At 57.7% G+C, this 24,258-nt stretch carries 28 protein-coding genes, 1 tRNA gene and 1 other RNA gene; 13 read left to right on the forward strand and 17 right to left on the reverse strand.

Going from position 1 to position 24,258, the window contains the following annotated elements:
* The first annotated feature begins 216 nt into the window (after window positions 1–216).
* From SPHFLASMR4Y_RS06630 to SPHFLASMR4Y_RS06645, 4 genes are all read left to right on the forward strand, one after another.
* Entirely contained in the window at window positions 217–1,425 is a 1,209-nt protein-coding gene (locus tag SPHFLASMR4Y_RS06630; protein WP_089132851.1) for a hydrolase, read from the forward strand.
* Window positions 1,422–2,432 (forward strand): arginine N-succinyltransferase, encoded by a 1,011-nt coding sequence (locus tag SPHFLASMR4Y_RS06635; protein WP_089132852.1) that lies wholly within the window; start codon window positions 1,422–1,424, stop codon window positions 2,430–2,432. The genes SPHFLASMR4Y_RS06630 and SPHFLASMR4Y_RS06635 overlap by 4 nt, the downstream gene beginning before the upstream one ends.
* Entirely contained in the window at window positions 2,429–3,691 is a 1,263-nt protein-coding gene (locus SPHFLASMR4Y_RS06640) for an N-succinylarginine dihydrolase (RefSeq protein WP_089132853.1), read from the forward strand. The genes SPHFLASMR4Y_RS06635 and SPHFLASMR4Y_RS06640 overlap by 4 nt, the downstream gene beginning before the upstream one ends.
* Before the next feature lie 100 nt (window positions 3,692–3,791).
* Window positions 3,792–4,022: a hypothetical protein gene (locus SPHFLASMR4Y_RS06645; protein WP_089132854.1), complete on the forward strand. Its 231-nt coding sequence runs from the start codon at window positions 3,792–3,794 to the stop codon at window positions 4,020–4,022.
* A gap of 76 nt (window positions 4,023–4,098) precedes the next feature.
* On the opposite strand, the gene ssrA is transcribed toward SPHFLASMR4Y_RS06645, so the two are convergent.
* The 4 genes from ssrA to mscL all read right to left on the reverse strand — a co-directional run bounded on the left by ssrA (window position 4,099) and on the right by mscL (window position 5,933).
* Window positions 4,099–4,488: a transfer-messenger RNA gene (gene ssrA, locus SPHFLASMR4Y_RS06650) on the reverse strand.
* Between the two features lie 81 nt (window positions 4,489–4,569).
* Entirely contained in the window at window positions 4,570–4,836 is a 267-nt protein-coding gene (locus SPHFLASMR4Y_RS06655; protein WP_089132855.1) for a hypothetical protein, read from the reverse strand.
* 167 nt (window positions 4,837–5,003) lie between these two features.
* Window positions 5,004–5,234: a hypothetical protein gene (locus tag SPHFLASMR4Y_RS16865; RefSeq protein WP_145955471.1), complete on the reverse strand. Its 231-nt coding sequence runs from the start codon at window positions 5,232–5,234 to the stop codon at window positions 5,004–5,006.
* A 273-nt stretch (window positions 5,235–5,507) separates the two neighbouring features.
* Window positions 5,508–5,933 carry a large conductance mechanosensitive channel protein MscL gene (gene mscL / locus SPHFLASMR4Y_RS06665; RefSeq protein ID WP_089132856.1) on the reverse strand — a complete coding sequence of 142 codons (426 nt, stop codon included), beginning with the start codon at window positions 5,931–5,933 and terminating at the stop codon, window positions 5,508–5,510.
* A gap of 145 nt (window positions 5,934–6,078) precedes the next feature.
* Between mscL and SPHFLASMR4Y_RS06670 the strand changes: the two genes are divergently transcribed.
* From SPHFLASMR4Y_RS06670 to SPHFLASMR4Y_RS06685, 4 genes are all read left to right on the forward strand, one after another.
* Complete coding sequence (locus SPHFLASMR4Y_RS06670; RefSeq protein WP_089134735.1) at window positions 6,079–6,669, forward strand: LemA family protein; 591 nt, start codon at window positions 6,079–6,081, stop codon at window positions 6,667–6,669.
* Between the two features lie 65 nt (window positions 6,670–6,734).
* Entirely contained in the window at window positions 6,735–7,499 is a 765-nt protein-coding gene (locus tag SPHFLASMR4Y_RS06675; RefSeq protein WP_089134736.1) for a TPM domain-containing protein, read from the forward strand.
* Entirely contained in the window at window positions 7,499–8,176 is a 678-nt protein-coding gene (locus SPHFLASMR4Y_RS06680) for a TPM domain-containing protein (RefSeq protein ID WP_089132857.1), read from the forward strand. The genes SPHFLASMR4Y_RS06675 and SPHFLASMR4Y_RS06680 overlap by 1 nt, the downstream gene beginning before the upstream one ends.
* A 75-nt stretch (window positions 8,177–8,251) precedes the next feature.
* Window positions 8,252–8,770 carry an NUDIX hydrolase gene (locus SPHFLASMR4Y_RS06685; protein ID WP_409928912.1) on the forward strand — a complete coding sequence of 173 codons (519 nt, stop codon included), beginning with the start codon at window positions 8,252–8,254 and terminating at the stop codon, window positions 8,768–8,770.
* A gap of 40 nt (window positions 8,771–8,810) precedes the next feature.
* Here the strand turns inward: SPHFLASMR4Y_RS06685 and SPHFLASMR4Y_RS06690 are convergent, their stop codons facing one another.
* Window positions 8,811–9,089, reverse strand: a complete 279-nt coding sequence (locus SPHFLASMR4Y_RS06690) for an ETC complex I subunit (protein WP_089132858.1) — start codon at window positions 9,087–9,089, stop codon at window positions 8,811–8,813.
* 24 nt (window positions 9,090–9,113) lie between these two features.
* Entirely contained in the window at window positions 9,114–10,127 is a 1,014-nt protein-coding gene (locus SPHFLASMR4Y_RS06695; RefSeq protein WP_089132859.1) for a polyprenyl synthetase family protein, read from the reverse strand.
* 116 nt (window positions 10,128–10,243) lie between these two features.
* Between SPHFLASMR4Y_RS06695 and SPHFLASMR4Y_RS06700 the strand changes: the two genes are divergently transcribed.
* Entirely contained in the window at window positions 10,244–10,528 is a 285-nt protein-coding gene (locus SPHFLASMR4Y_RS06700; RefSeq protein WP_089134738.1) for a chorismate mutase, read from the forward strand.
* Here the strand turns inward: SPHFLASMR4Y_RS06700 and SPHFLASMR4Y_RS06705 are convergent.
* The 5 genes from SPHFLASMR4Y_RS06705 to SPHFLASMR4Y_RS06725 all read right to left on the reverse strand — a co-directional run bounded on the left by SPHFLASMR4Y_RS06705 (window position 10,525) and on the right by SPHFLASMR4Y_RS06725 (window position 14,662).
* Window positions 10,525–11,844 carry a sensor histidine kinase gene (locus SPHFLASMR4Y_RS06705; protein WP_089132860.1) on the reverse strand — a complete coding sequence of 440 codons (1,320 nt, stop codon included), beginning with the start codon at window positions 11,842–11,844 and terminating at the stop codon, window positions 10,525–10,527. The genes SPHFLASMR4Y_RS06700 and SPHFLASMR4Y_RS06705 overlap by 4 nt on opposite strands.
* 95 nt (window positions 11,845–11,939) lie before the next feature.
* Window positions 11,940–12,605 carry a response regulator transcription factor gene (locus SPHFLASMR4Y_RS06710; protein ID WP_089132861.1) on the reverse strand — a complete coding sequence of 222 codons (666 nt, stop codon included), beginning with the start codon at window positions 12,603–12,605 and terminating at the stop codon, window positions 11,940–11,942.
* A 98-nt stretch (window positions 12,606–12,703) separates the two neighbouring features.
* Window positions 12,704–13,009 carry a PepSY domain-containing protein gene (locus tag SPHFLASMR4Y_RS06715; protein ID WP_089132862.1) on the reverse strand — a complete coding sequence of 102 codons (306 nt, stop codon included), beginning with the start codon at window positions 13,007–13,009 and terminating at the stop codon, window positions 12,704–12,706.
* Window positions 13,010–13,074: 65 nt separating this feature from the next.
* The gene (locus SPHFLASMR4Y_RS06720; RefSeq protein WP_089132863.1) at window positions 13,075–13,788 is read right to left on the reverse strand and encodes an SIMPL domain-containing protein; all 714 of its coding nucleotides are present in this window, start codon (window positions 13,786–13,788) and stop codon (window positions 13,075–13,077) included.
* A 16-nt stretch (window positions 13,789–13,804) separates the two neighbouring features.
* Window positions 13,805–14,662, reverse strand: a complete 858-nt coding sequence (locus tag SPHFLASMR4Y_RS06725; protein WP_089132864.1) for an aminotransferase class IV — start codon at window positions 14,660–14,662, stop codon at window positions 13,805–13,807.
* A gap of 126 nt (window positions 14,663–14,788) precedes the next feature.
* Between SPHFLASMR4Y_RS06725 and SPHFLASMR4Y_RS06730 the strand changes: the two genes are divergently transcribed.
* Window positions 14,789–16,603 (forward strand): ABC-F family ATP-binding cassette domain-containing protein, encoded by a 1,815-nt coding sequence (locus SPHFLASMR4Y_RS06730; RefSeq protein WP_089132865.1) that lies wholly within the window; start codon window positions 14,789–14,791, stop codon window positions 16,601–16,603.
* Here the strand turns inward: SPHFLASMR4Y_RS06730 and SPHFLASMR4Y_RS06735 are convergent, their stop codons facing one another.
* Window positions 16,604–17,134: a DUF6456 domain-containing protein gene (locus SPHFLASMR4Y_RS06735; RefSeq protein ID WP_089132866.1), complete on the reverse strand. Its 531-nt coding sequence runs from the start codon at window positions 17,132–17,134 to the stop codon at window positions 16,604–16,606.
* 85 nt (window positions 17,135–17,219) lie between these two features.
* On the opposite strand from SPHFLASMR4Y_RS06735, the gene SPHFLASMR4Y_RS06740 reads away from it, so the two are divergent.
* Together SPHFLASMR4Y_RS06740 and SPHFLASMR4Y_RS06745 are read left to right on the forward strand one after the other, a co-directional pair.
* Entirely contained in the window at window positions 17,220–17,783 is a 564-nt protein-coding gene (locus SPHFLASMR4Y_RS06740; RefSeq protein WP_089134739.1) for a helix-turn-helix domain-containing protein, read from the forward strand.
* A gap of 24 nt (window positions 17,784–17,807) precedes the next feature.
* Window positions 17,808–18,986: a glycosyltransferase gene (locus tag SPHFLASMR4Y_RS06745; protein ID WP_089132867.1), complete on the forward strand. Its 1,179-nt coding sequence runs from the start codon at window positions 17,808–17,810 to the stop codon at window positions 18,984–18,986.
* Here SPHFLASMR4Y_RS06745 and SPHFLASMR4Y_RS06750 read toward each other — a convergent pair.
* The 4 genes from SPHFLASMR4Y_RS06750 to yajC are packed head-to-tail and all read right to left on the reverse strand — an operon-like array spanning window position 18,983 to window position 22,311.
* Window positions 18,983–19,363, reverse strand: a complete 381-nt coding sequence (locus SPHFLASMR4Y_RS06750) for an Mth938-like domain-containing protein (protein ID WP_260807106.1) — start codon at window positions 19,361–19,363, stop codon at window positions 18,983–18,985. The genes SPHFLASMR4Y_RS06745 and SPHFLASMR4Y_RS06750 overlap by 4 nt on opposite strands.
* Before the next feature lie 3 nt (window positions 19,364–19,366).
* Window positions 19,367–20,350, reverse strand: a complete 984-nt coding sequence (gene secF / locus SPHFLASMR4Y_RS06755; protein WP_089132868.1) for a protein translocase subunit SecF — start codon at window positions 20,348–20,350, stop codon at window positions 19,367–19,369.
* A complete protein-coding gene (gene secD / locus SPHFLASMR4Y_RS06760) occupies window positions 20,347–21,951 on the reverse strand; it encodes a protein translocase subunit SecD (protein ID WP_089132869.1) in 1,605 nt (534 codons plus the stop codon). Before secD ends, secF begins: the two co-directional genes overlap by 4 nt.
* Before the next feature lie 27 nt (window positions 21,952–21,978).
* The gene (yajC, locus tag SPHFLASMR4Y_RS06765; protein WP_089132870.1) at window positions 21,979–22,311 is read right to left on the reverse strand and encodes a preprotein translocase subunit YajC; all 333 of its coding nucleotides are present in this window, start codon (window positions 22,309–22,311) and stop codon (window positions 21,979–21,981) included.
* Between the two features lie 201 nt (window positions 22,312–22,512).
* Between yajC and SPHFLASMR4Y_RS06770 the strand changes: the two genes are divergently transcribed.
* Window positions 22,513–22,589: transfer RNA gene (locus SPHFLASMR4Y_RS06770), tRNA-Pro, on the forward strand.
* Between the two features lie 140 nt (window positions 22,590–22,729).
* On the opposite strand, the gene SPHFLASMR4Y_RS06775 is transcribed toward SPHFLASMR4Y_RS06770, so the two are convergent.
* A complete protein-coding gene (locus tag SPHFLASMR4Y_RS06775) occupies window positions 22,730–24,175 on the reverse strand; it encodes a carotenoid oxygenase family protein (protein ID WP_186266061.1) in 1,446 nt (481 codons plus the stop codon).
* Window positions 24,176–24,258 lie beyond the last annotated feature (83 nt).

The following is a 24,258-nucleotide window of genomic DNA, read 5'->3' on the forward strand; positions in this document are numbered from 1 at the left end:
CTGATATTGTGCTGTTTTTTCAATTTTACAGGGATTCCGGGAGACAGAGAAAACGGATGGACTGGCGATCTTGATCACGGGATACTCCTTTTGACATGGGGCGGCAAACCGCCGGGCTTCGAGATGCAATGATACTGGCTCCATATGCTGTAGGACAGTATTTTTCCTGTGACAGAGCGACTGGCATGGACTCACGACAAATGCTATCGGTTTCAAATGAAAGCAGATTCCTCCTCCGAGAAAGCAGTAATCGACAAGGCAAGCGAGCTGCCGCTTTTGCCGCGCACGCTCGAATGGGCGAAGGTCAATAGCGGCACCACCAATCTCGATGGCCTGGCAACTGTCGCCAGCATGCTCGCAGACGCCTTTTCGGCTTTGCCGGGAGAGACCAGCCTGATCGATCCCGAACCGGTCGAGGCGGTGCGCGCCGACGGTTCGGTTGATCAGGTCAGGCGCGGCCAGCATCTGGTCACTTCGGTACGCCCCGAAGCGCCGGTTCGCGTCCTGCTCACCGGCCACATGGATACAGTGTTTTCGGCAGACCATCCGTTCCAGCAAATCGTCGAACTGGAAAGCGGCGTCCTGAATGGTCCCGGCCTTGCCGATATGAAAGGTGGGCTGTCGGTCATGCTCGGCGCGCTGCAATTGCTGGAGCAGAGCGAATATGCCAGCCGGATCGGCTATGACGTGATGATCAACAGCGACGAGGAAGTCGGCTCCGCATCTTCGGCATCGTTGATCAAGCGACTGGCCGACGGCAAGACCGCAGCGCTGACCTATGAACCGGCCCTGCCCGACGGCACGCTGGCGGGGGAGCGCGGCGGCAGCGGCAATTTTTCGATCATCTTTACCGGTAAGAGCGCGCATGCGGGACGTAATCCGGATGAAGGGCGCAACGCATTGGTTGCAGCGGCGGACATGGTGATGCGGCTGAAAGCGCTCCACCGCGAGGGGCTGAGCGTCAATCCGGCAAAAATCGATGGTGGCGGGCCGAATAATTCGGTTCCCGATCACGCCATATTGCGGGTCAACTTCCGGCCCAAGACACTGGAAGACCAGACCATGGCACAACAGGGGCTGGACCAGATGGTCGCAGATATCGCACAGCAGCATGATCTGGACGTCCATTGCCACGGCAGCTTTGGCCGCCCGCCCAAGCCGATTGATCCCCAGGCGCAAAGATTATTCGGTCTGGTGAAACAATGCGGCGCTGAACTGGGTCTGGATATCAACTGGCGCGGCACCGGCGGGGTTTGTGACGGCAATAATATTGCGGCTTGCGGCATCCCGGTCGTGGATACGATGGGCGTGCGCGGCGGAGCCATTCACAGCTCCGATGAATATCTGATCACAGAAAGTCTGGTCGAACGGACACAATTATCGGCGCTGACGATCATGCGGATCGCCGAAAAAGGAGGATTATGAGTTTCCGGATACGCGCGGCGCGGGTTGATGATCTGCAGCATCTCTATGAAATGGCGAAACTGACCGGCGGCGGATTTACCAACCTGCCGGCAGACCGGGACTCGCTGACCCAGAAGCTGGAGCGGTCCGAACGAGCCTATGAAAATGACAGTAACGAACATGGTGATGACCTGTTTGTCATGGTGCTGGAGAATGTCGAGACCGGCGCGGTGCGGGGCACTTCGCAGCTATTCACCAAGGTCGGGCAGACCTGGCCCTTCTATTCCTATCGACTGAGCACATTGTCACAGACCAGCAAGGAGCTGGATCGCACGTTCAGCGCCCAGATGCTCAGCCTGGTCACCGATCTGGAAGGGGCAAGCGAAGTCGGCGGCCTGTTCCTCCACCCCGGCGAGCGCGCCGGTGGTCTCGGCATGTTGCTGGCCCGCAGCCGCTATCTGTTCATCAAAGAACATCGCGACCGGTTCGGTGACAAGATTTTTGCCGAACTGCGCGGAATCATCGACGAGGCGGGCGGTTCGCCCTTCTGGGACGGCCTCGCCGGCCGTTTCTTCGGCATGAGCTTTCAGGAAGCCGACTATTTCAACGCCATTCACGGCAACCAGTTCATTGCCGATCTGATGCCCAAACATCCCATCTATACCGCCATGCTCAGCGAATCCGCACGGGCCGCGATCGGAATACCCCATCCCAATGGCCGTGCCGCCATGCGGATGCTGGAGAACGAGAATTTCTCCTATGACGGCTATGTCGATATTTTCGATGGTGGCCCGACGATGATCGCCAAGACCGATGATGTGACCAGCATCCGCAACGCCAAATCGGTCAGGATCAGCGCTCTCGGTCAAGGCGAAACGAAAGTGATCATTTCGCATGGCAAGCTCAGCGATTTCCAGGCAACCTATGCCATGCTCGGCGAACAGGAGGAGGGCGTGATGATCGACGAACAGGCTGCCGCCAATATCGGTCTCTCGGTCGGTGACGAAATCCGGTATATCCCGCGATGAGCAGGCTCGTTGAAATCAATTTCGACGGGATTATCGGTCCCAGCCATAACTATTCCGGGTTGAGCCTGGGCAATATCGCTTCGTCGACCAATGCCGGCGCGACCGCCTACCCGCGCGAAGCAGCGCTCCAGGGTATCGCGAAGATGCGGCACAATATGGAGCTTGGACTGGCGCAGGGCTTTTTCATGCCGCTGGACCGGCCGAACAGCGGCTGGCTGGAGTCACTTGGGACGACGATTGCGGACGCAGAGCCGCATTTGCGGGCGGCGGCTTTCTCCGCCTCGTCGATGTGGGCGGCCAATGCCTCGACCGTATCCCCCGCACCGGATGCGCCCGACGGTAAATGCCATCTCACCGTGGCCAATCTGCAGACGATGCCACACCGCAGCCATGAATGGCCGGGCACGCTGGCGCAATTGCAACTGGCCTTTGCCGACAGCAGCCATTTTGCGGTTCACGCGCCGGTTCCTTCGCCTTTCGGCGATGAAGGCGCAGCCAATCATATGCGGCTCTGTTCCCCCCATGATGCGCCCGGTGTCGAAATATTCGTCTATGGCAAAAGCGGCGGTCCCTTTCCGGCCCGCCAGCATTTCGAGGCGAGCAAGGCGGTGGCGCGCAAGCACGGGCTGCACGAGGACCGCGTGATTTTCGCGCAGCAGGCGGAAACGGCGATTGCTGCGGGAGCCTTTCACAATGATGTCGTTGCGGTGGCCAACGAGCGGGTACTGTTCACCCACGAACAGGCGTTCGAGCAGCCCGCTGCGCTTTATGAGGCGATCCGGGACAAGCTTCCCGAGGTGGAAATCATCATCGTGCCAGCCGACCGGGTCAGCCTGGCCGACGCGATAAAATCCTATCTCTTCAATGCCCAGCTGGTCACCTTGCCCGACGGCGCCGGTATGGCGCTGATCCTGCCGAGCGAGGCGCGTGAGAATGAGGCGGTCTGGGGCTATCTGACGGATATGGTCGCCGGAAATGGTCCGATCCGCAGGCTTTGTCCGGTCGATGTTCGCCAATCCATGGCCAATGGTGGCGGTCCGGCCTGTCTGCGGCTTCGGGTGGTGGCGGATCCGGCGACAGTTGACGAGCGCTTCATGGCGACGCCGGACAAACTGGATGCGGTCGCAAAAGTCGTGACAGACCATTGGCCGGAAGCGATCAGCCCCGATCAATTGTCCGGACCGGAACTGACAAGGATTATCGGCAGCGCCAGACACAGGCTGCTCGTCGCCTGCTCTCTGGGCGAACTGGCGGACTAGCGGCGGCGACCGACTGTCGGGTTAACTTACAGTTTACCATATTCCTTGACAGAAAATGCCGGATTTCTGCGCTTGGCACGCTGCTTGCTAGACAGTGCACATGTGGAAAAAATTCAGACGACTGTTCATTATCAAGACCAAGTTCGAGGCTTTTCTTATCATCTATGCGCTCGCCACCGGGGCGGTGCAGCGGGGCCAGCATTATCTGGTCGAATATCCCGGCTGGGGCGGGAAGATGCTGTTTCTGGCGGTGACCGGAGCGGTGTTCATGGCGGGTGCCAAAATGATCGAGGCGATCGATCTCAACCGCATATACAGCTCGGACTACTGAATCGCGATCATAGCAGGACAACGCGACGGGCAGCGAACCACCGATTGCTTCTTGCAAAATTTCTCTCTTTTGGTGAAGTGGAAGGCTTCTGTTGCCCGGTGCCTTCCAAACCGCTGAATTCCCTTCTGTTGCCCGGTGGGTTCAACCGCGCGTAGCTTTCTAACTTATGACCGTGAGGTCAATGGGTTAGGCAGCAATAGCGAGTGCTTCGTTATCGTTTGCACTTATAGGTTTTGAGCAATCACGGCATACTCAGGCCGGGTAAAAATAACGCCTTTGAACACCCGTCGATCCTGGTTCGGCCCCATCAGCAAAAGCGTCCTGCACACAGCAAATCGCCTGAAATGGTGGAGCCGCCGGGTACTGCCCCCGGGTCCGTAGTGTCTATTACACGTCACAATTTATCACCATAGTCCGTCGAAACGGACGCTTCCTATATAGGGATATAATTCTGAATGAACAGTGCACAGACAAGAAAAAGGGCCAACCGGTCTCCCGGTTGACCCTCCTCTAGTTCCCCAAAGGGAATTCGTGATAGCGGACCAGATTACTGGGCGAGAACGCCTTCTTCGGCATCGGCCTTGTCTTCCAGGGCGTCAGCCTTGTCTTCCATTGCGTCTGCCTTGTTTTCCAGCGACTCTTCAGCCGATTCAGTCATCGCATTGTCAGCCGCCTCATCGAGGCGATCTGCTTCCATTTCGGCTTCCTGAGCCTGCAGTTCGGTTTCGGTTTCAGCACCGCTGGTGTCTTCCTGTGCACAGGCACTCAGTGCCAGAGCTGCAGTAGAAGCGGTCAAAATCATCAATTTACGCATATTAATCCCTCGTCAATTGGAAGGAGCAAAAAAGGCTCCTCGGGCTTATCAACCCACCGGCCGGCAATTGGTTCCCGCGGTGCGAAAAAATATAAAAAAAGGGCCAACCGGTTGCCCGGTTGACCCTTCTCTAGTTCCCCAAAGGGAAATTCACTCGTTGCGAGAGCTTACTCGGCAACAGCTTCTTCAGCTGGTGCAGCAGCTTCGTCTGCAGGAGCAGCTTCAGCGGTTGCTTCTTCAGCGACCGGAGCAACTTCTTCAGCAGCCATGGCATCTTCAGCAGGTGCAACTTCTTCGGTAGCAACTTCGTCGGTTGCGACAGCATCTTCAGCTGGAGCATTGCAAGCAGACAAAGCGAATACGGCTGCGGATGCAGCCAAAACAGCGAATTTACGCATAATAATAAGTCCCCATATCGTCGTTCAAATTGGCTGAGAATCAATCTAGCCGAGCGAGCCTATAGGATCGAAAAATCCGAATGTATCTCAAAAAATGAAGCCATCCGCTATATCATTGGAATATAATGATTATTATTACAAATCTGTGGCATTTTCTTGCAGTTTAAAGCGTCCGTCTGCGGACCCGGGACATGAAAATCGCCCCTTTTGCGATACCTGTTTTGCGTCATGCAAATCAGGCGGCAAAAGGGGCGATATTGATAATCGCGGAATTTACTTCTTCAGGCTGTCCCGGATTTCTTTCAGCAGGTCAATTTCGCTTGGTCCGGGCGCCGGCGCTTCCTCTTCGGCTTTCTTCATCACCTTGTTGGCATAGCGAACGATCATGAAGATGATGAACGCCAAAATGATGAAGTTGATCACCACTGTCAGGAACTGGCCCCAGCCGAGCATCGGCACGCCGGCTTCCTTGAGCGCTGCATAGTCGGTCATCGCACCGCTATAATCGGCAGGCGGCGAGCCGAGCAGGATGAACATTCCCGAAAAATCAGGCATACCAAACAGGGCGCTGACAACCGGCATGATCACATCTTCGGTCAATGACGTGGTAATGGTCGCAAAGGCAGCGCCAATAATGACAGCGACCGCCAGATCGAGGACATTGCCCTTGAGAATAAACGCCTTGAACTCGTTTAACATATTATTTCCCTTCCCGTTTCTAAAGCCGTGTAAATGTAGGAAAAATCGCAAATTGTCGAGGGAAGTCGTTGCAAAGACGACCATTGATACCTATTTTTACACGGTGGAACGGCGATTGGCCGTGTGGATGGAGGGTTTCAAAAAAATGCTGAACAAGTTGATCAAGATTCTGATGGTGCCGGCCGTGGCCTTGTCGCTGAGCGCCTGCGGAATTAACAGCGTGCCGACCGCAGAAGAAAATGCGAAGGCGAAATGGGCTGATGTAGAAAGCACCTATCAGCGCCGCGCCGATCTGATCCCCAATCTCGTCGAGACTGTAAAAGGCTTTGCTACGCAGGAACAGGACACGTTGACCGCCGTGGTCGAAGCCCGCGCAAAAGCAACCTCGATCCAGCTGAGCACTGAAGATCTTGGTGATGCCGCGAAGGTTCAGGAATTTGCCGCCGCGCAAGGCGCACTCTCGCAAGGACTCGGACGCCTGATGGCAACCGTCGAAGCCTATCCCGATCTCAAATCCAACCAGAATTTCCTCGCGCTGCAGAGCCAGCTGGAAGGCACGGAAAACCGGATCAATGTTGCTCGCCGCGATTATAACGAAGCGGTTCGCGAATATAACACCACCATCCGCACCTTCCCCGATATTATCGGCGCGAAAATCATCCATGGAGCGGAACCGATGGAACCCTTTGCAGCCACTTCAGAAGGCGCCGACGAAGCCCCTGAAGTCAGCTTCTAGGCGTGATTGCTCTTCGGTCCATCTTGTCGCTCAAGACAGTCATAACCGGTCTGGCCATCGCCTTTATGGCGATCACCAGCCCGGCCTTTGCCCAAAGCTTTCCCGAACTTACCGGCCGCGTCGTGGATCAGGCGGATTTGCTCGATCCGGCGCTGGAAGCGGAGCTCACCGCGAAACTGGCGGAGCTGGAAACCCAATCCAATCGCCAGTTTGTTGTCGCCACGGTCAACAGCCTGGAAGGCTATGATATCGCCGACTATGGCTATCAGCTTGGCCGGACGTGGGGCATCGGACAGGATGGCGACGGCGAAACCGAAAAGGACAATGGCCTGATCCTGCTGGTCGCGCCCAATGAACGCAAGGTTCGCGTCGAAGTGGGCTACGGCCTGGAAGGGATCATGACCGATGCCCTGTCGAGCATCATCATCCAGAATGATATCCTGCCCCAGTTCCGCAATGGCGATATGGCGGGCGGCATTATCGCCGGCGTGAACCGGATATCGAGCCAACTGACACTGCCCGAGGAAGAAGCTCTGGCGATTGCACAACAGGCCAGCCAGCAAAGCGCAAAAGGCGACGGCGAGAATATCGGCCTGATGGTCTTCTGGATTTTCGTGCTGATCTTCTTCGTCATCATCCCGATGTTCTCCAATCGCGGTGGCAAACGCTATCGGCGTGGCACCGGCCCGGTTGTTATCTGGGGCGGCGGGTCCGGCTGGGGCGGAGGCGGCGGCAGTTCCGGCTTCGGCGGTGGAGGCGGTTTCGGTGGCGGCGGTTTCAGTGGAGGCGGCGGCAGCTTCGGCGGCGGCGGCGCGTCAGGAGGCTGGTAATGGCCAAAGTCAATCAGTTTACACCGGACGACCACAAGATCGTCACGTCCGCAGTCTCGCAAGCCGAGAAATTGACCGATGGCGAAATCGTTACCATCGTGACCGGCGAATCCGATCATTATGGCGATGTCGCCTGGGCCATATCCGGACTGGTCGCCTTGACTGCCCTGCTGGTCATCAGCCTGTTCCCGGAAATCTATCTGGGCATAATCGACTGGCTTGCTGGCGGCTGGAGCGGCATCACCGCCCTGCCCTATTGGGCGCTGTTCATATTTGCGGCGCTGAAATTTTTCGGCACACGCCTGTTCCTGATCTGGAAGCCCTTGCTATTCCTGCTGATCCCGGCGCCGATCAAGAAGGCCCGGGTCCGCAAACGGGCAATATCGCTGTTCCGCGTCTCGACCGACCATCGCACGGTCGGACGGACCGGCATTTTGCTCTATCTGTCGATGCGCGAACATCGGGCGGAAATCGTGGCCGATGAAGCCATTGTCGCCAAAGTGGAACCGGATGTCTGGGGCGAAGCAATGGTCGGCATGATCGATCTGGTCCGCGCCGGCAAACCGGGCGACGGCATGGCCGAAGCGGTCCGCCAGATGGGCATCGTCCTGGCCGAGCATTTTCCCAAGAGCGACCAGAACCCGAATGAGCTACCAGACCGACTGATAGAACTCTGACATTCCCTTCGCCCTGAGCTTGTCGCAGGGCCGTTTTTGCGGCAGGCACGCATCGACACGCAAAATTCAAACGGGATGAATATGTCCGACAATATCGAAATCATGTGGGAAGGCCGCTTCATCACGGCCAAGCGCGAGGGCAAATGGGAATATGTCTCCCGCAGCCGCGGCATCAAAGCCGCAGTCATACTCGCCATCGATGACGGCCATGTGCTGCTGGTCGAGCAGTTTCGCGTTCCGCTGGGCAAAAACTGTATCGAATTGCCCGCGGGGCTGGTCGGTGATCATGCCGAGAATGGCGACGAAGACAGCGTCATCGCAGCAATCCGCGAACTGGAAGAAGAAACCGGATATCGCGCGGAAATCATGACCGATCTTGGTGAATTTTATTCATCCCCCGGGATGGTTTCCGAGAGCTTCTCGCTTTTCAGGGCCGAAGGGCTGACCAAGACCGGGGAAGGCGGTGGCGTCGATGGAGAGAATATCACGGTTCACCGTGTCGCTTTGAGCGCGTTGAGCGAATTCATCGACAGCAAGCGCAAACAAGGCGCCGGCATCGACGTCAAACTGATGATGTTTCTAAAACTGGACTGAGCAGGCCATCTGCGCCCGATGGGCAACGGCAGGCAGATACCTAGCGAAAATTGTCGGCGTAAGCCTGGATTTTCAGCGTTTTGTGCGGGGTCGGAATGACCGCATAGGCAATGCCATATTTATCGGCATAGGCCTTCGCCGCATCGCAGCTGTCAAAGGTCAGCTTCACCTGCCGCTGGGTATCACCGGACCCCGCCCAACCGGTCAGGGGGTCGGGTTTGCGGGCTTCTGCCGGTTCGAATTCCAGCACCCATTTGTCGGTCAGCGCCCTGCCCGACTGCATTGCATTTCTGGGAGTTTGATAAATTCGTGCGGCCATTGTCTGTTCCTGTCTTGAACCGGCTCAATAAGCGCGGGAGATGGCAAATTCAACCGCTTCGGTCATCGCGTCTTTCGCTTTGCCCGCTGCGAATATGCCTAGTGCATCAATAGCCCTCTGACCATAGTGACGGGCCCGCGACATCGTATCGTCCATGGCTCCGGTCGCATGGATCAACGCCGTTGCCCGGGCGAGATCGTCATCGGACGATTTATGCCCGATTATCGCGTCTTTCCAGAATTTACGCTCTTCATCATTGCCCCGGGCATAGGCCAATATGACCGGCAGGGTTACCTTGCCTTCGCGGAAATCGTCGCCGGCATCCTTGCCCATGGTTTCGCGATCGGACGAATAGTCGATCGCGTCGTCAACCAATTGAAAAGCGATGCCCAGGTTACGACCATAGCTGTCCAGCGCCAGCTCGACTTCATCGTCGCATTCGGCAACCACGGCAGAAATCCGGCTCGCCGCCGCGAAAAGGGCTGCCGTCTTGGCACCGATGATATCGAGATAGCGGTCTTCATTGGTTTCGATCTTGCGCTGCGCGGTCAACTGGTTGACTTCGCCCTCGGCAATCACGGCCGAAGCATTGGACAATATCTTCAGCACTTTCAGCGAGCCGTCCTCGACCATCAGCTCGAACGAGCGACTGAACAGAAAATCACCGACCAGAACGGTCGCGGGATTGCCGAAGATCAGATTGGCGGCGGTTTTCCCACGCCGCATGTCGGAACCATCGACCACATCATCGTGCAACAGGGTTGCCGTGTGAATGAATTCCACAGCAGCCGCCAGTTTGAAATGGCGATCGCCGGGATAGCCGATCAGCTTGGCCGCCGCCAGAGTCAGCATCGGCCGCATCCGCTTGCCACCGCCGGCGATCAGATGTCCGGCCAGTTCGGGAATGAGGGGGATTTCCGATTGCATCCGGTCCAAAATCACGCTGTTGACCTGATTCATGTCGCTGGCGACCAGAGACATGAGGGGTTCGAGTGAAGGCGCGTTATCCCGCCCGATATGATGGACCGTTGCTGACATGTTGCACCGGATGTGGCAATTCACTAGGGATAAGGCAAGTGAAATCAGGCCATATTCGGTTGCATGTCGTGCATGAGATGCCGGAATCGAAACAGGTGGAATTGGGGCAGCATAAAATGGACGAAAAGCTTAAGCAATATCGCGAAAGCATCAACAATATCGATGCGGCGCTGGTGTTCATGCTGGCCGAACGCTTCAAGGTGACCCAGGCGGTCGGTGAATATAAAGCGAAGAACAGCCTGCCGCCGGCAGATGGTGCCCGCGAGAAAGAACAGATTGCCCGTCTGCGCCAGTTGGCCAGCGACGCCAATCTCGACCCCGAATTTTCGGAAAAATTCCTGCGCTTCATCATCGACGAAGTGATTCGCCACCACGAACGGATACGCGGCAAAGCCGACTAAGTCTCGATCATCTCGCTTTTCGGCAGCCTGAGCCGTACCAGCAATCCGCCCAGATCCTCGCTTTCTTCCAGCGATACCGAGCCCTCGTAGATTTCCGCGACATCGCGGACAATGGCGAGCCCCAGCCCGGTTCCCGGCTTGCCGCTGTCGAGACGGACACCGCGATCGAATATCCGCTGGCGTTCGGCTTCGGGGATACCGCGACCGTCATCCTCGATCAGCAGTTCGACAAACTCATCATTGGTCTCGACCGTAATGAAGACGCTGCCACCGCCATATTTGGCGGCATTTTCGACCAGATTTCCGATCATCTCGTCGAGATCCTGCCGTTCGACCGAGGCCACCGCATCCTTGTCGCCGTCGATATCGATCCGGACATGCGGATAAAGCCGGCCAACGGCCCGTTCAACCGCCTGCAGGCTCTGCCAGACTTTGGCCCGGCTGTGAGCATTGCCGCGCCGGCCTACCGCCCGCGCGCGCGCCAGATGATGGTCCACCTGCCGCCGCATGACGCCCGCTTCGCGAATCACCGTATTGGCCAGATCATCGGCCTTGGCAGTAGCGCTGTTCATGATGACGGTGAGCGGGGTTTTGAGCGCATGGGCGAGATTGCCGGCGTGACGCCGCGCTTCCTCTGCCTGCTTCTCATTATGGTCGAGCAAGGCATTGAGTTCGTCGACCATCGGGGTGACCTCGATTGGCATTGGTTCGACCACGCGGCGCTGCTGGCCGGTGCGCATGGCCGCAATGGCGCTGCGAATCTTGCGCAGCGGCCAGAGACCGTAAAGTGTCTGCAGCGCCGCCATGCCGATCAGCCCGAGCGCCAGGATCAGGAAGCTGTTGATCAGTATCGACCGGATATTGGCGATCTGGCCATCGAGCCCGTCTCGGCTTTGCGCCACCTGGAACAACCATTTGGTATTGCTATCGGGAAGGATAATCGTGCGCTCGAGGACGCGGAGCGGTTCATCCTGAAACTGGTTGCTGTCGTAAATATGGGTTTCCCGGTCGTCATGGGCTATATTCGACACCAGCGTCCGGTCCCACAAGGAACGCGAGGGGAAATCGTCATGCCCCTTGCCGCTGATTTGCCAGTACAGTCCGCTATTGGGTTCGAGAAAGCGCTGGTCACCCAGTGGCCGGTTGAGAAAAACCTCACCATCCGGGCCGATTTCCGCCGACGCGATCATCGCGGTCAGCACATATTCCAGCTGATTATCGAAATTGCGGGTCACCGCATCGTTGAGCACCCGGTCCAGCGCGAAACCCCCGCCAAACAGAAGGATCATGATCCACGCCGCAGCAATGCCGATCATCCGGCGACTGAGCGATCCGGTGGTCTGGGTGCCTAGCCGAGATGGGCTTGCCGGTGCCTTTTCTTCGAGCGGACGATCTATCTGGGCTGGTTCATTCAGGCTTCGGGATCCTCTAGACTATAGCCGAGCCCCCGAATCGTGGAAATGACTTCGGCGCCCAGTTTCTTGCGGATCCGGGTCACGAACACCTCGATCGTGTTGGAATCGCGGTCGAAATCCTGATCATAAATATGTTCGATCAATTCGGTCCGCGACACGACCTTGCCCTTGTGGTGCATCAGATAGGACAGAAGCTTATATTCCTGCGCCGTCAGCTTGACCGGGCTGCCGTCGAGCGTGACCTTGCCCGATCTTGTATCGAGACGGACATTGCCGGCGGTCAGTTCCGAAGAGGCATTGCCCGAGGCCCGGCGAATGAGCGCGCGGAGACGGGCGATCAGTTCTTCGGTCTGGAACGGCTTGGCCAGATAGTCATCAGCACCGGCATCAAGCCCGGCAACCTTGTCCGACCAGCTGTCGCGAGCGGTCAGCACCAGCACCGGAAAATTGCGTTCTTCCTTGCGCCAGCGATCCAATACCGTGAGGCCATCTATTTCAGGCAGGCCGAGGTCAAGAATAACCGCGTCATAATCTTCGGTCGAACCCATGAAATGGCCGTCTTCACCGTCGGTTGACAGGTCGATGGCATAGCCATTGGCCTCCAGTGTCGATTTGAGCTGTTGCCCCAGCGTGGGTTCGTCTTCAACGATCAAGACACGCATGCCTGTCCTCCGAAATAATACCTGTTTCTGTGGAATAGCCTATATCACCATCCCCCCAAGGCACAATGCTATTAGAAAATCGTGACAGCCGACGGTAATCAGCGGGACTGGCGCAGGATAGAGCCGGTACGGCCATCGACGTCGACGAATATCACCCGGCCATCGCGAATGAATTTCAGCCGGTAGACCTGCGCGCCGGGATCGAATTCGGGACCGATATATTCACTGTCGCCCATGCGCGGCAAAATCCGGTTTTCAATCGACCGGATCGACTTTACCTTGCCGGCCATCATCTGGGCACGCGCCTCATTCTGCTCGCCGCGACGATCCGCAGCCGCAGCCTGCGACGGGACAGCCAACACTCCGAGCACCAGGAGGGGCAGAAAGACAGTCAATTTCAACATCAGCACCCTCCTAGACCCGGTGGTTTTAACATCACGTGAATAAGGTTCCTGTCAGGAACGAGAGATTATCGCGTCATTTCATAGGTAATGTTGAGCGAAACGACGGTTCCGACCTGGCCTGGCGCAACCGGGGGCGCTGACGAGGAGGCGGACGCCTCCATCCGCATCATTGGCGCATCGGATTGATGGGACATGCCTTCGCTGATCGAAAGGACACGGACACCGCTATAGCCCTCTGCCCGGGCATAGCTCATGGCGCGCGCCTTGGCATTGGCCAGCGCCCGTTCACGCGCAAGGTCCTTCAGCTTGCTGTCATCACTGATCGAGAAAGACGGTCCGTTCAAATTGGTTGCACCGCTGGTGACAATTGCATCGAGAATTTCACCGAGCTTGGAGATGTCCTTGACGGTTGCCGAGACCTGATTGGAAACGACATAACCGACGAATCGATTTTGCCGACTTTCCTGGTCATAGTCATAATCTGCCCGCAAGTTGATGCCGGTGGTCTGGATGTCCTTCTCGGCAATACCGAGCGACTTGAGCCGGTCCATGACCGCCCTGGCCTGCACCGAATTCTGGCGCAGTGCTTCTGTTGCGGTCTTAGCTCTTGTCTCCACTCCAGTGCTGAAGCTTGCCGTATCCGGCGCGCTATCGACCTGTTCCGAGACGCTCAGTTCGATAACCGGATTTTGGGCGACGATTTCTACATTTGCGGCCTGCGCAATATTGATCGGGCTCAGAGCCAGGGCCGCGCCGGCCAGTATAACTGGGAATTTCATAATCTTCTCCATTGATTCAGTTCGTTGTAGACGAGGCTCTCTGAACGGCGGCTAAATAATTTTGCCTGATTTTTCCGGTTCGTGTTCCCGGCTGTCCATCGCCGACCTTGTGGCCGTCAATCTCGACAACCGGCATGACCAGCAATGTCGACGATGTCACAAAGGCTTCCGCTGCCTGTTTCGCCTCGTCTATGGAGAAAGCGCGCTCTTCGATGGTTAGTTCCATCGCCTTTGCCTGATCGAGCATTTCGATACGGGTAACGCCGGGCAAAATGCGACGATCCAGCTGATGGGAAATCAGGACCCCGTCCTGCGTGATGATATGGGCGTTCTGGGACGTCCCCTCGGTAATCCAGTCGTCACGCGCCATCCAGACATCGTCGACGCCCGCTGCCATGGCCTCCATTTTCATCAGCGATGCGTAGAGCAGCTGGGTGGTCTTGATATCGCATCTTTGCCAGCGCAGATCCGGCCGCGTGATGATCTTCATGCCGCGGTCCGCCAGAGGATTGGCGATCAATGCGCGAGACTGGGCAAAGGCAAATATTGTCGGGGCGGTATCGGGAGCAGGCCAGCGATAGTCCCGCTCTTCCATTACTCCGCGCGACACTTGCAGATAAACCACGCCTTCCTGCAGATCATTTTCCGTTACCAGATTCTGCGCTATTGTCGACCAGTCGGCACTGGCATTGATCGAAAGTTCGCCCAGTGATCGTTCCAGCCGGGCAATATGGCGCTGCATGTCAATCAGGCGGCCATCGATCACCGAAATCACCTCATAGACCGCGTCGGAAAACAGCACCCCCCGGTCAAATACGGAAATTTTAGCCGCAGACCCGGAAACATATTCGCCGTTAAGATAGACTGTTTCCAACGCTCTTCCCTATCCCCATAAAGCCATATCCGTCTCTACAATCCGATATGGCGCGACAGGTCAATGGCCTTTGATCCAAAGAGAAGGCTTGAGCCCAAGGCCGCTTGGCCCTAACGCCCGGGAACCATGGCTCAACCCCCGATCTTTGCATATGAGAATCTGTCGCTCCATCAGGGCGAAGGCTGGCTATTCGAGAATCTCGATCTGCACGTCGGCCCGCGTGACCGGCTGGCCCTGATCGGCCGAAACGGCGCCGGCAAGACAACACTATTGCGTCTGATCGCCGACCAGATCGAAGCGGACAAGGGCCAGCGGATGATCCAGCCCGGGACCAATATCGTCTATCTGGAGCAGGAACCGGATTTCAGCCAGTTCGAAACCTTGCGTGACTTTGCCATATCGGGCGATCAGGGCCCTGCCCTGCATGAAGTAGAGGCCATAGCCGATCAACTGGGTACCGATTTGTCCAGGGGAGCTGCCAAAGCCAGCGGGGGCGAGAAACGCCGCGCGGCGATCTGCCGCGCACTGGCATCCGATCCCGATCTTCTGCTGCTCGACGAACCGACCAACCATCTCGATCTCGGGGCGATTGACTGGCTGGAAGACTGGCTCGGTCGCTACAAGGGCGCTTTCATTACCATTTCGCATGACCGGACCTTCCTGACCAGGCTGACCAAACAGACGATCTGGCTGGACCGCGGTGCCTTGCGGCGACAGGAAATCGGTTTCGGCGGCTATGATGCGTGGATGGAGAAAATTCACGCGGATGAAGCCCAGGCCGCCAGCAAGATCGACGCGAAGCTGAAGCTCGAAGCGCGCTGGCTGGAACGCGGCGTCACCGCCCGGCGCAAGCGCAATCAGGGGCGGCTGGAGAAATTATGGGAAATGCGCGCAGCGCGCGCCGCGATGATCGGTCCTGCGGGTACCGCAAATCTCAAGATCCAGAATGACGACAGCCGGACGAAATCGGTCATCACCGCCGAGCATGTTTCCAAATCCTTTGGCGAAGGCGAAAGCAAGCGTCAGATTATCCGCGATTTCTCTCTGCGAATCCAGCGCGGTGACCGGATCGGTATCGTTGGCGCCAATGGTGCGGGCAAGACCACATTGCTGAAGATGCTCACCGGCGAACTGGAACCGGATAGCGGCACCGTCACGCTCGCCAAGACCCTCAACGGCGTGTTCATCGACCAACAGCGCAGCCTGCTCGAGGGCAACAAGTCCGTCCGCGACGTGCTTGCCGACGGCAGCGACTGGGTTGATGTGCGCGGCGACAAGAAACATGTGCAGGGCTATCTCAAGGAATTTCTGTTCGCGCCGTCGCTGATCGACGCGAAGGTCGGCACCTTGTCGGGCGGCGAACAATCGCGATTGCTGCTGGCGCGGGAATTTGCGCGAATGTCCAATCTGTTGGTGCTCGACGAACCGACCAATGATCTCGATCTCGAAACGCTCGACCTGTTGCAGGAAGTGATCGCGGATTATGAAGGCACCGTCCTGCTGGTCAGCCATGACCGCGATTTTCTGGATCGGACAGTGACGGTCACGCTCGGCCTGGACGGCAGCGGAACCGTCGACATAGTCGCCGGCGGCTATGCCGAATGGGAAGCCCGGCGCAAACCGCGTCCCCGGGCCGCGAAAGCAGCGTCGAAATCCCAGCAGCCTGCGAACCAGAACACCACGAAGGCCGCAAGCTCCAGCAAGAAACTGAGCTACAAGGATCAACGCGACTATGATCTCTTGCCGGAACGGATCGAGGCGATCGACCAACGCATGGCGGAAATCGAAAAGGCGTTAGCCGATCCCGATCTCTATACTCGGGACTTCCCCCGTTTCGAGGCCTTGACCAAAGAGAACAGCGCCTTGATTGACGAAAAGGACGAAGCGGAAATGCGCTGGCTGGAACTGGCGGAAGAAGTCGAGCGGCTAGCGGACAAGTGATCAGCCAGGCAGGCGATAATATTCCGCCAGCCTGTCCAGCGCGATTTTCAGCACAAGCTTGCCCGATCGGGCCGGCCAACCGAGCTTCCTCTCCGCTACCGGTGTCCTCTCCCCACCACAGATGGTGCGCCAGGCGATATCCGACAGATCGTTTCCCAGATGGCAGATCGCCTTGTCAAAGCGCTGCTTGGCAGCGATTTGCGCTTCGGTTTCGTTCATTATCCGGGGCATCGCGCGCTTGCTGCCCGCAACCGGCGCGCCATCCCAACGCATGGTCACGCTGGGTGCCAGATTGGCGCGCTCCCAGTCGGCGCGCAATTTTTCACCGGCGTCAAACTGTCGGTCGGACAAATGGCCTCTCGCATGGAGCCAGCCCAGTGGCGATTCCGCGAGATTGACCGTAACGCTACGTGCGCGTCTGCGCCGCGCCCCGCGTCCTTCCCGTTTCTCGCCATCCTGTGGCAATGCTCGCTCGGCGAGCAAACGCGGGCCGCGCCACCCGATATTTTTTCTGGTTGATTGATTTGTCATATTATCTCCTGTTTGGCTAGAAACTCACTTGCCATTTTGGCGATAATGTAGGAAAGTAGAAAACCATATAGGTTTGGAGGCGATGATGATCAGCCGTATCAGGGATGTGCGCAAGGCCAAAGGATTGACACTGGACGATGTTGCAGGACGGTGCAAACCACCAACCACTGCGCAGACCATTGGACGGCTCGAAACCGGCACGCGGACATTGTCGCTCGCCTGGCTGAACCGGATCGCCGACGCGCTGGGAGTAGACAGCGCGGCACTCTTGTCTTTACCTGATCAGGAAGAACTGCCGGTTGCTGCTCTACTGGATCACAAGGGCACCCATGCACTGAGCAAGGTCGAACATATCTATCAGCCCGCGATCGAGCCGGCGATGATGGCGCTCCGCGTAAAGAGCAGTATCGGAGACTATCGTGCCGGCGACGATGTCTGGCTTTCGCGGCGCGAACCGGACCAGTTTGGCGGCGCGCTGAACCGGGACATATTGGTTCCTCGTCCCGCCGGGCGATATCTCTTCGGCCGCCTGATCGGTCGCCAGGACAACAAGTTGCAGTTACTCCCGCTCGGCAGCGGCACGCGACAACAGATCGTCAGCGATCCGGAATGGATCGGTGTCGCGGTGCGTCTGGTGCGAGAGCTGTAGGAACGGGATACGAAAATATTTGTCATGACACAGACGCTCCGCATCCTGACCTTGTCGACATTATTCCCGAATGCGGCAGCACCGAATTTCGGCATATTTGTAGAGCGACAGACTGCAGAACTGGCACGCCGTCCGGAAACCAGTGTGACAGTTGTCAATCCGCTTGGAATACCATTCTGGCCACTGGACAGGCTCACCCAGTATCAGGCGCTTGGACAACTGCCGGAACAGGAAACGTGGCGCGGCCTCGACGTGTTCCGTCCCCGTTTCAGGCTGGTTCCGAAAATTGGCGGCGCCAGCAATCCGCGCCGCATCGTCAAGGCGATCCTGCCGCTGGCGAAGGCACTGCACGACAAGGCCCCCTTCGACTTGATCGACGCCGAGTTTTTCTATCCCGATGGCCCTGCAGCCCTGCAGCTCGCCGAGGCGCTCGACATTCCCTTCACCATCAAGGCGCGCGGGGCTGACATCCACCATTGGGGCAGCGATCCGAAATGCCGTGTCCAGATATTAAGGGCGGCGGAGAAGGCCAGCGCGCTGCTCGCAGTATCTGGCGCGCTGAAGCAGGATATGGTCGCTCTGGGCATGGATGGAAGGAAGATTTCCGTCCACTACACCGGACTCGATCAGGGCAGTTTTGCGCCGCTCGACCGGGTTGCGGCGAAGAAGGAGCTTGGCGTAAGCGGACCTCTTTTCATCACCACCGGTGCGCTGATAGCACGCAAAAATCAGGATCTGGTGATCCGCGCCCTGGCCCAGATCCCGGATGCCACGTTGTTGCTCGCCGGAGCGGGAGAGGAAGAGCAAAATTACCGTGCCCTTGCCGATCAGCTCGGCTTGACCGACCGCGTCCGTTTTCTGGGCAGCGTGCCGCACGAACAACTGCCAAAGCTGACCGCTGCGGCCGATATCGCCATATTGGTGTCAAAGTCCGAAGGACTTGCGAATGCATGGGTCGAGGCGCTCGCTTGCGGCACGCCCATCATCATCAGCGAGGCTGGTGGTGCGCGGGAACTGGTCAGCAGTCGGGAGGCCGGACGGGTTGTTGATCAGACGCCTGACGCAATCGTGGCAGCCGCCAGGGCGATCCTCTCCGCCCCCCCGGCGCAGGACAGGGTTCGCTTGTCAGTCCGCAACTTCAGTTGGCAGAATAATGGTGACCAGCTGCTGACGATATTGCGACAGGCAGCCGGCAGGGATTAGGCTAGTGGCAGGAGCGCGCCGATTATCCAGCGCTCTTCGGCCCGCAACACCCCCCATGTCCGCGCTGCAGCGCGGCTGTCCATAACTTCCAGCCCCATGCCCGCCGCTTCCACTTCCCGCCGGAAGGCAGCAGGCGGTTGCAGCATCGACGGGCCGCTGCCAAGCAGAAGAAATTCAGGCCGTGGCGACAGGTTGAGGCTGGACAGAATTTCGGCGAGATTGAGATTATCGACCGCCGACCCGTCCCAGGCGAGAGCCTGTTCGGGGGAAATCAGCAGCCCCTGATCGAACCGTCGGTCACCGCATTTGAAACCGCTGGCCGTAAAACCGGTGATGACCGGTCCGGTAAATTCAACATCCTTGCGCAGCTCTACCAAGGATCAGCCAATCTGTTCCGGACCACCAACCTTTTCCGCCGTCTTATTGTCCTGCTCAGCGGGGACGAATGTGTCCGGCCCGACCTTGAGCCAGATCAGGATCGGTGCGGCCATATAGATCGAGCTATATGTGCCGACGAACACGCCGAAGAACATCGCGACGGAGAAGCCGAAAATCACGTCCGGCCCCCAGAGGATCAGCGCTCCCAGTGCGATCAGCATGGTCAAGCTGGTCATCACGGTCCGGGCCAGGGTTTCGTTCACCGACAGATCGAGCAAGCCGATGATGTCCATCTTGCGATATTTTTTCAGATTCTCGCGAATACGGTCGAACACCACGATCGTGTCGTTAAGCGAGTAGCCGATAATCGTCAGCAACGCGGCAACGATATTGAGGTTGAATTCCATCTGCGTCAGCGCGAACAGGCCAAAAGTTAGCGCGACGTCGTGCACCAGCGCAAACAGCGCACCGACCCCGAACTGCCATTCGAAACGGATCCAGATATAGATGGAGATCGCGATCACCGCGAAAAGGAGCGAATAGGCACCGGTCTCAAACAGTTCCGACGAAACCTTGCCGGATACCGATTCCACGCCGTCGATGCGCACATCGGGGTGGTCCGCCTTGATCGTAGCGACGATCTTTTCGGTCATTTCATTGGCTGCTTCCGGACGCGATTCCGCTTCTGCCGGCAGCCGCATACGGATCGACACTTCATTGGCATCGCCAAATCGCTGGATCGTCGCTTCGCCATAGCCAAGCCCTCCGACACTGTCCCGCAACTCGGAGATCGGCGCCGTTTCGGTCTCGGTAAAAGTTGCCTGAATCATCTGGCCGCCGATAAAGTCGACGCCAAAATTCAAGCCTTTGGTCGCGACCAGACCGATCGATGCGATGATCGTCAGGATGCTGAAAGCCATGGCGATATTGCGCCATTTCAGAAATCCGAAATTGGTGTTGTCAGGAACAAGTTTCAGCAATCTCATATGACCAACTCCTGCGGCCGGGCTCTTCTAGCCCAGAGCGCCACAAACATCCGGGTGACAACCACGGCGGTGAAGACGGAGGATGCGATACCGATCATCAGAACGACGGCAAATCCCTTGACCGGCCCCGAACCGAACAGGAACAGCAATACGCCGGCGATGATATTGGTGACATTGGCATCCATAATCGCTCTCGACGCTTCCTTATACCCGACTTCGATCGCCTGAATGACACGCCTGCCCCGTTTCCGCTCTTCGCGTATTCGTTCATTGATCAGCACGTTGGCATCGACTGCAGAACCGACCGTCAGCACAAAGCCGGCGATACCGGGCAGCGTCAATGTCGCGTTGAACATCGCCATAACGCCGACGATGATGAACAGGTTCAGCGCCAGTGCGATATTGGCATACATGCCAAATCGGCCATAGGTCACGACCATGAAGGTCAGCACCGCGACCGTGGCGATGATCGCGGCAATCATGCCCTTGTCGATCGAATCCTTGCCAAGATCGGGCCCGACGGTACGTTCTTCGACGATTTTCAATTCCACCGGCAAGGCACCGGAGCGCAGCGCGATCGCCAGCTGGTTTGCACTCTCGACGGAAAAGTTGCCGGAAATCTGGGCCGAACCGCCAAGAATCGGTTCGTTGATATTGGGAGCCGACAGCACCTGTCCATCCAGAATGATGGCAAAGGGCCGACCGACATTATTCTGCGTCAATCGGGCAAATTTGGCGCCGCCCTCGCTGTCGAAGGTGATATTGACCACCGCCGCGTTGGTCTGCTGGTCAAAGCCCTGCCCGGCATCGGTCAGCTTGTCGCCACTGATGCCGCCCAGTCGCTTGACGGCAATATTGGGCAAGCCGGACGGATTGTCCGGATAAGGAAAAATCTGGCTGCCCACTGGCGCACGTCCTGCGGCGACCATATTGGGATCGGCTTCGAAATCGACCAGTTTGAATTCCAGCTTTGCCGTCTGACCGAGCAAGGCCTTCAATGCCTCCGGATCATCGAGGCCCGGCACCTGCACCACGATCCGGTTATCGCCCTGGCGGATGATCGTCGGCTCGCGCGTACCCATTTCGTCGATCCGGCGGCGGATCACGTCGGTTGCCGTCTCCATCGCATTTTCGACGGCATTTTCCAGACCAGCAGCGGTCGGGGTCAGCACGAAACGCGTATCGTCGCGCACTTCGATATCCCAGTCGCGCTGGCCGGTCAGTCCGGCACCGCTTGTCAGCGGAACAATCGCATCGCGCGCCGCATCGACCTGAGTGCTGTCGCGCACCATGAAGCTCAACACGCCATCGCGCCGGGAAATATCGCCAATTCCGATTCGCGGATCGGCGCGGCGCATTTCCGCGCGCACCGATTCTTCCATCGTCTCGAGCCGGGCGGTCGCCACATCGGCCGGATCCGCTTCCAGCAGAATATGACTGCCGCCCTGAAGATCCAGCCCCAGATTGATCGTCTCATTCGGCAGAAAGCTCGGCCAATATTGCCGGCCATTTTCACCCAGCAGGCTGGGAATGGACATCAGCACGCCAAAGGCCAGCAGCAGAGAAATGGAAATGACTTTCCAGCGCGGGAAATCGAGCATCGAAACTAACTTTCTATATCACCGCGTTCAGTCGTTCGCAGGTTTGGCACCGCCGCGTGGCATGACATCGGTCAGGGTCGCCTTGATCGCCTTGACACGAACGCCATTGGCAATTTCCACCTCGACATATTCGTCGTCGACCTTGACCGCTTTGCCGACCAGTCCGCCGCCGGTCACGACTTCGTCATTTTTCTTGACCGCACCAACCTTTTCCTGATGCTCTTTCATCTTCTTCTGTTGCGGACGGATGAGCAGAAAATAGAAGACAGCAAAGATAAGCACCAGCGGCATTATCGAAATCAGAAAGCCACCGGCCCCGCCGGCACCAGCTGCTGCAGATAATATAGTGATTGAAGTCATGAACTCGTCCCGATTGTTGCAATTTTTTATGTGTGAAGTCCGGGGTCTTGTTTCAAGCCCCGGAACAGCAGACCCAGATGTTGCGCGCGCCTATCACGCACTTGTCTCAGGCGCAACGAAATCCGTATTTCGGAAAGGCGACACGCATGACGCAAACGACTTGCCAAGCTCCACCGACCTCCATATATGCGCAGCTTCGGTCGGGACGTAGCGCAGCCTGGTAGCGCATCACACTGGGGGTGTGGGGGTCGGAGGTTCGAATCCTCTCGTCCCGACCAATTGATTCTACCAGCAAAATCACAAGACCAGGAGCGATCGCCAACGGTGCTGTTCGCCCCCCTATGCTCCGGCCCTATGCTCCGGCCCTATGTTCCGGCCCTATGCGCCGGCGATGTCCTGCTCAGCAAAAGCTTTCCACTCAGCCGAACGCCGACGCATAGAGATCACTGTCGTTGGGATAATAATTGCAGTGAAAGCCGTTCGAGATTCGGAACGGGACGATCACTCGCGCTATCGGGCCGCGGGCGATATCATTGGCGGCAAAGATCACCAGTTCGCTGGTCGGGCTGTCGGCGGGATGGATCAATGTTATCGCATAGCCATCGGCTTCCTCGGTGCTGCCGCTTTTCGGTGCGAAGATCAGCTCTCCCGCCGCGGTGCCGTTGCCGAAATGGTAGATATCCTCCTTTCCGGTCGCGGTATCGAAACGCAGCACCGCGTCCATGCCGTCGATCCGGCCGTCCCTGGAATTCAGGTTGATATTGGCAAAAGACTGGCTCGTCTTGCGGGTCATGAAACGATCGTCGGGCCGCGGAAACTGGATGTCCCGTTCGTTTAGCACGGTTTCCTTGACGCTGTCGCTCTTGCCGGTCAGATCGATCTCCCAGCGGCGCAGGCTTTGCACTGTTTCGCCATGGGTCAGCCGGTTGCCGTGTTCGTCCGGAAACAAGGCTGTGCCATTGGCGGTCGCGACATCGGCATATAGCTTGTCACCTTCTTCCCAGACATTGAGTTCGTGATACATGTGGCGCGGCTCCATCTCGATCCAGCGCATCTGGTCCGCCGTTCCGTTTCTCGGCATGATTCCAAGCTTGACCGAGCGATTGGGCATCCATGCGGTCATCGGTCCCCCGGACTGGGCCCGTTCCATGCTGACATCGATCGGAGTAACCGGAAACACCACCCAGTTCTCGCTCAGCAGAAACGTGTGCATCGGCGCCATGTGCGGCGCTTCGAAAAATTCGGTCTTGGTGATCTCGCCGGATTTCGAGATTACATCATAGCGGATTTCCGGCGCACCCGTGACGCCGTGGATCATCGCGCCGAGATTGACCATCTCGCCGCTGAAATGGTCGATCTTGGGATGGGCGGAGAAAGTCGTGGTGATAGCACCGCCATAAGTATGGTCGCCGATGGTTTCCAGCGTCCGGGGGTCCATCTCGACAGCTGGCGCGCCCTCCATCAGGGCGAGCAGCTTGCCACCGTGCAGGATGATATTGGTATTGGCGGTATTATAGCGGGTGCCCTGGGCAGCGGGATCGCTGGTCATAGGGTTTCCGAACAGGCCGAACAACCTTCTGCCGGCATCCAGCTCCAGATTGAACTTATCGGTGCGGACCCAGCGATTGCGCATGGAGACCTTGCCGTCCGCAATGAAAAAAGCATAGATCATGCCGTCACCGTCAAACCAGTGATAGTCCCCCTCGAGCGGAGGATAGAGCGGCTCTGCCCCATTGCGGTAGAACACACCTTCCAGGTCATCCGGCAGATCGCCTTCGATAATCAGATCCGGCGCATCAGCCTCGAACCGGTTGGGCTGGTGATGACCCGACAGATAGGGATGATCGAAAAAGGGACTGGTCATATATTCTCTCCATTCGACAGAAGGGCGGCATTCTGATGATGCTGTCCCGATTGCGGTTCTCCGACCCTGTATAATGTAAAGAG

Origin of the sequence: Sphingorhabdus sp. SMR4y, from assembly GCF_002218195.1 — a bacterium.
Lineage (GTDB): Bacteria > Pseudomonadota > Alphaproteobacteria > Sphingomonadales > Sphingomonadaceae > Parasphingorhabdus.

What these genes read in the sequence shown, in the direction of transcription:
- SPHFLASMR4Y_RS06735 (WP_089132866.1), bottom strand. Translation starts at nt 17,134, where the DNA reads ATGACAAATCAATCAACCAGAAAAAATATCGGGTGGCGCGGCCCGCGT.
- yajC (WP_089132870.1), bottom strand. Translation starts at nt 22,311, where the DNA reads ATGACTTCAATCACTATATTATCTGCAGCAGCTGGTGCCGGCGGGGCC.
- SPHFLASMR4Y_RS06745 (WP_089132867.1), top strand. Translation starts at nt 17,808, where the DNA reads ATGACACAGACGCTCCGCATCCTGACCTTGTCGACATTATTCCCGAAT.
- SPHFLASMR4Y_RS06670 (WP_089134735.1), top strand. Translation starts at nt 6,079, where the DNA reads ATGCTGAACAAGTTGATCAAGATTCTGATGGTGCCGGCCGTGGCCTTG.
- SPHFLASMR4Y_RS06710 (WP_089132861.1), bottom strand. Translation starts at nt 12,605, where the DNA reads ATGCGTGTCTTGATCGTTGAAGACGAACCCACGCTGGGGCAACAGCTC.
- SPHFLASMR4Y_RS06715 (WP_089132862.1), bottom strand. Translation starts at nt 13,009, where the DNA reads ATGTTGAAATTGACTGTCTTTCTGCCCCTCCTGGTGCTCGGAGTGTTG.
- SPHFLASMR4Y_RS06720 (WP_089132863.1), bottom strand. Translation starts at nt 13,788, where the DNA reads ATGAAATTCCCAGTTATACTGGCCGGCGCGGCCCTGGCTCTGAGCCCG.
- SPHFLASMR4Y_RS06685 (WP_409928912.1), top strand. Translation starts at nt 8,252, where the DNA reads ATGAATATGTCCGACAATATCGAAATCATGTGGGAAGGCCGCTTCATC.
- SPHFLASMR4Y_RS16865 (WP_145955471.1), bottom strand. Translation starts at nt 5,234, where the DNA reads ATGCGTAAATTCGCTGTTTTGGCTGCATCCGCAGCCGTATTCGCTTTG.
- secD (WP_089132869.1), bottom strand. Translation starts at nt 21,951, where the DNA reads ATGCTCGATTTCCCGCGCTGGAAAGTCATTTCCATTTCTCTGCTGCTG.
- SPHFLASMR4Y_RS06695 (WP_089132859.1), bottom strand. Translation starts at nt 10,127, where the DNA reads ATGTCAGCAACGGTCCATCATATCGGGCGGGATAACGCGCCTTCACTC.
- secF (WP_089132868.1), bottom strand. Translation starts at nt 20,350, where the DNA reads ATGAGATTGCTGAAACTTGTTCCTGACAACACCAATTTCGGATTTCTG.
- SPHFLASMR4Y_RS06640 (WP_089132853.1), top strand. Translation starts at nt 2,429, where the DNA reads ATGAGCAGGCTCGTTGAAATCAATTTCGACGGGATTATCGGTCCCAGC.
- SPHFLASMR4Y_RS06635 (WP_089132852.1), top strand. Translation starts at nt 1,422, where the DNA reads ATGAGTTTCCGGATACGCGCGGCGCGGGTTGATGATCTGCAGCATCTC.
- SPHFLASMR4Y_RS06740 (WP_089134739.1), top strand. Translation starts at nt 17,220, where the DNA reads ATGATCAGCCGTATCAGGGATGTGCGCAAGGCCAAAGGATTGACACTG.
- SPHFLASMR4Y_RS06700 (WP_089134738.1), top strand. Translation starts at nt 10,244, where the DNA reads ATGGACGAAAAGCTTAAGCAATATCGCGAAAGCATCAACAATATCGAT.
- mscL (WP_089132856.1), bottom strand. Translation starts at nt 5,933, where the DNA reads ATGTTAAACGAGTTCAAGGCGTTTATTCTCAAGGGCAATGTCCTCGAT.
- SPHFLASMR4Y_RS06690 (WP_089132858.1), bottom strand. Translation starts at nt 9,089, where the DNA reads ATGGCCGCACGAATTTATCAAACTCCCAGAAATGCAATGCAGTCGGGC.
- SPHFLASMR4Y_RS06630 (WP_089132851.1), top strand. Translation starts at nt 217, where the DNA reads ATGAAAGCAGATTCCTCCTCCGAGAAAGCAGTAATCGACAAGGCAAGC.
- SPHFLASMR4Y_RS06775 (WP_186266061.1), bottom strand. Translation starts at nt 24,175, where the DNA reads ATGACCAGTCCCTTTTTCGATCATCCCTATCTGTCGGGTCATCACCAG.
- SPHFLASMR4Y_RS06730 (WP_089132865.1), top strand. Translation starts at nt 14,789, where the DNA reads ATGGCTCAACCCCCGATCTTTGCATATGAGAATCTGTCGCTCCATCAG.
- SPHFLASMR4Y_RS06675 (WP_089134736.1), top strand. Translation starts at nt 6,735, where the DNA reads ATGGCGATCACCAGCCCGGCCTTTGCCCAAAGCTTTCCCGAACTTACC.
- SPHFLASMR4Y_RS06645 (WP_089132854.1), top strand. Translation starts at nt 3,792, where the DNA reads ATGTGGAAAAAATTCAGACGACTGTTCATTATCAAGACCAAGTTCGAG.
- SPHFLASMR4Y_RS06680 (WP_089132857.1), top strand. Translation starts at nt 7,499, where the DNA reads ATGGCCAAAGTCAATCAGTTTACACCGGACGACCACAAGATCGTCACG.
- SPHFLASMR4Y_RS06655 (WP_089132855.1), bottom strand. Translation starts at nt 4,836, where the DNA reads ATGCGTAAATTGATGATTTTGACCGCTTCTACTGCAGCTCTGGCACTG.
- SPHFLASMR4Y_RS06705 (WP_089132860.1), bottom strand. Translation starts at nt 11,844, where the DNA reads ATGATCGGCATTGCTGCGGCGTGGATCATGATCCTTCTGTTTGGCGGG.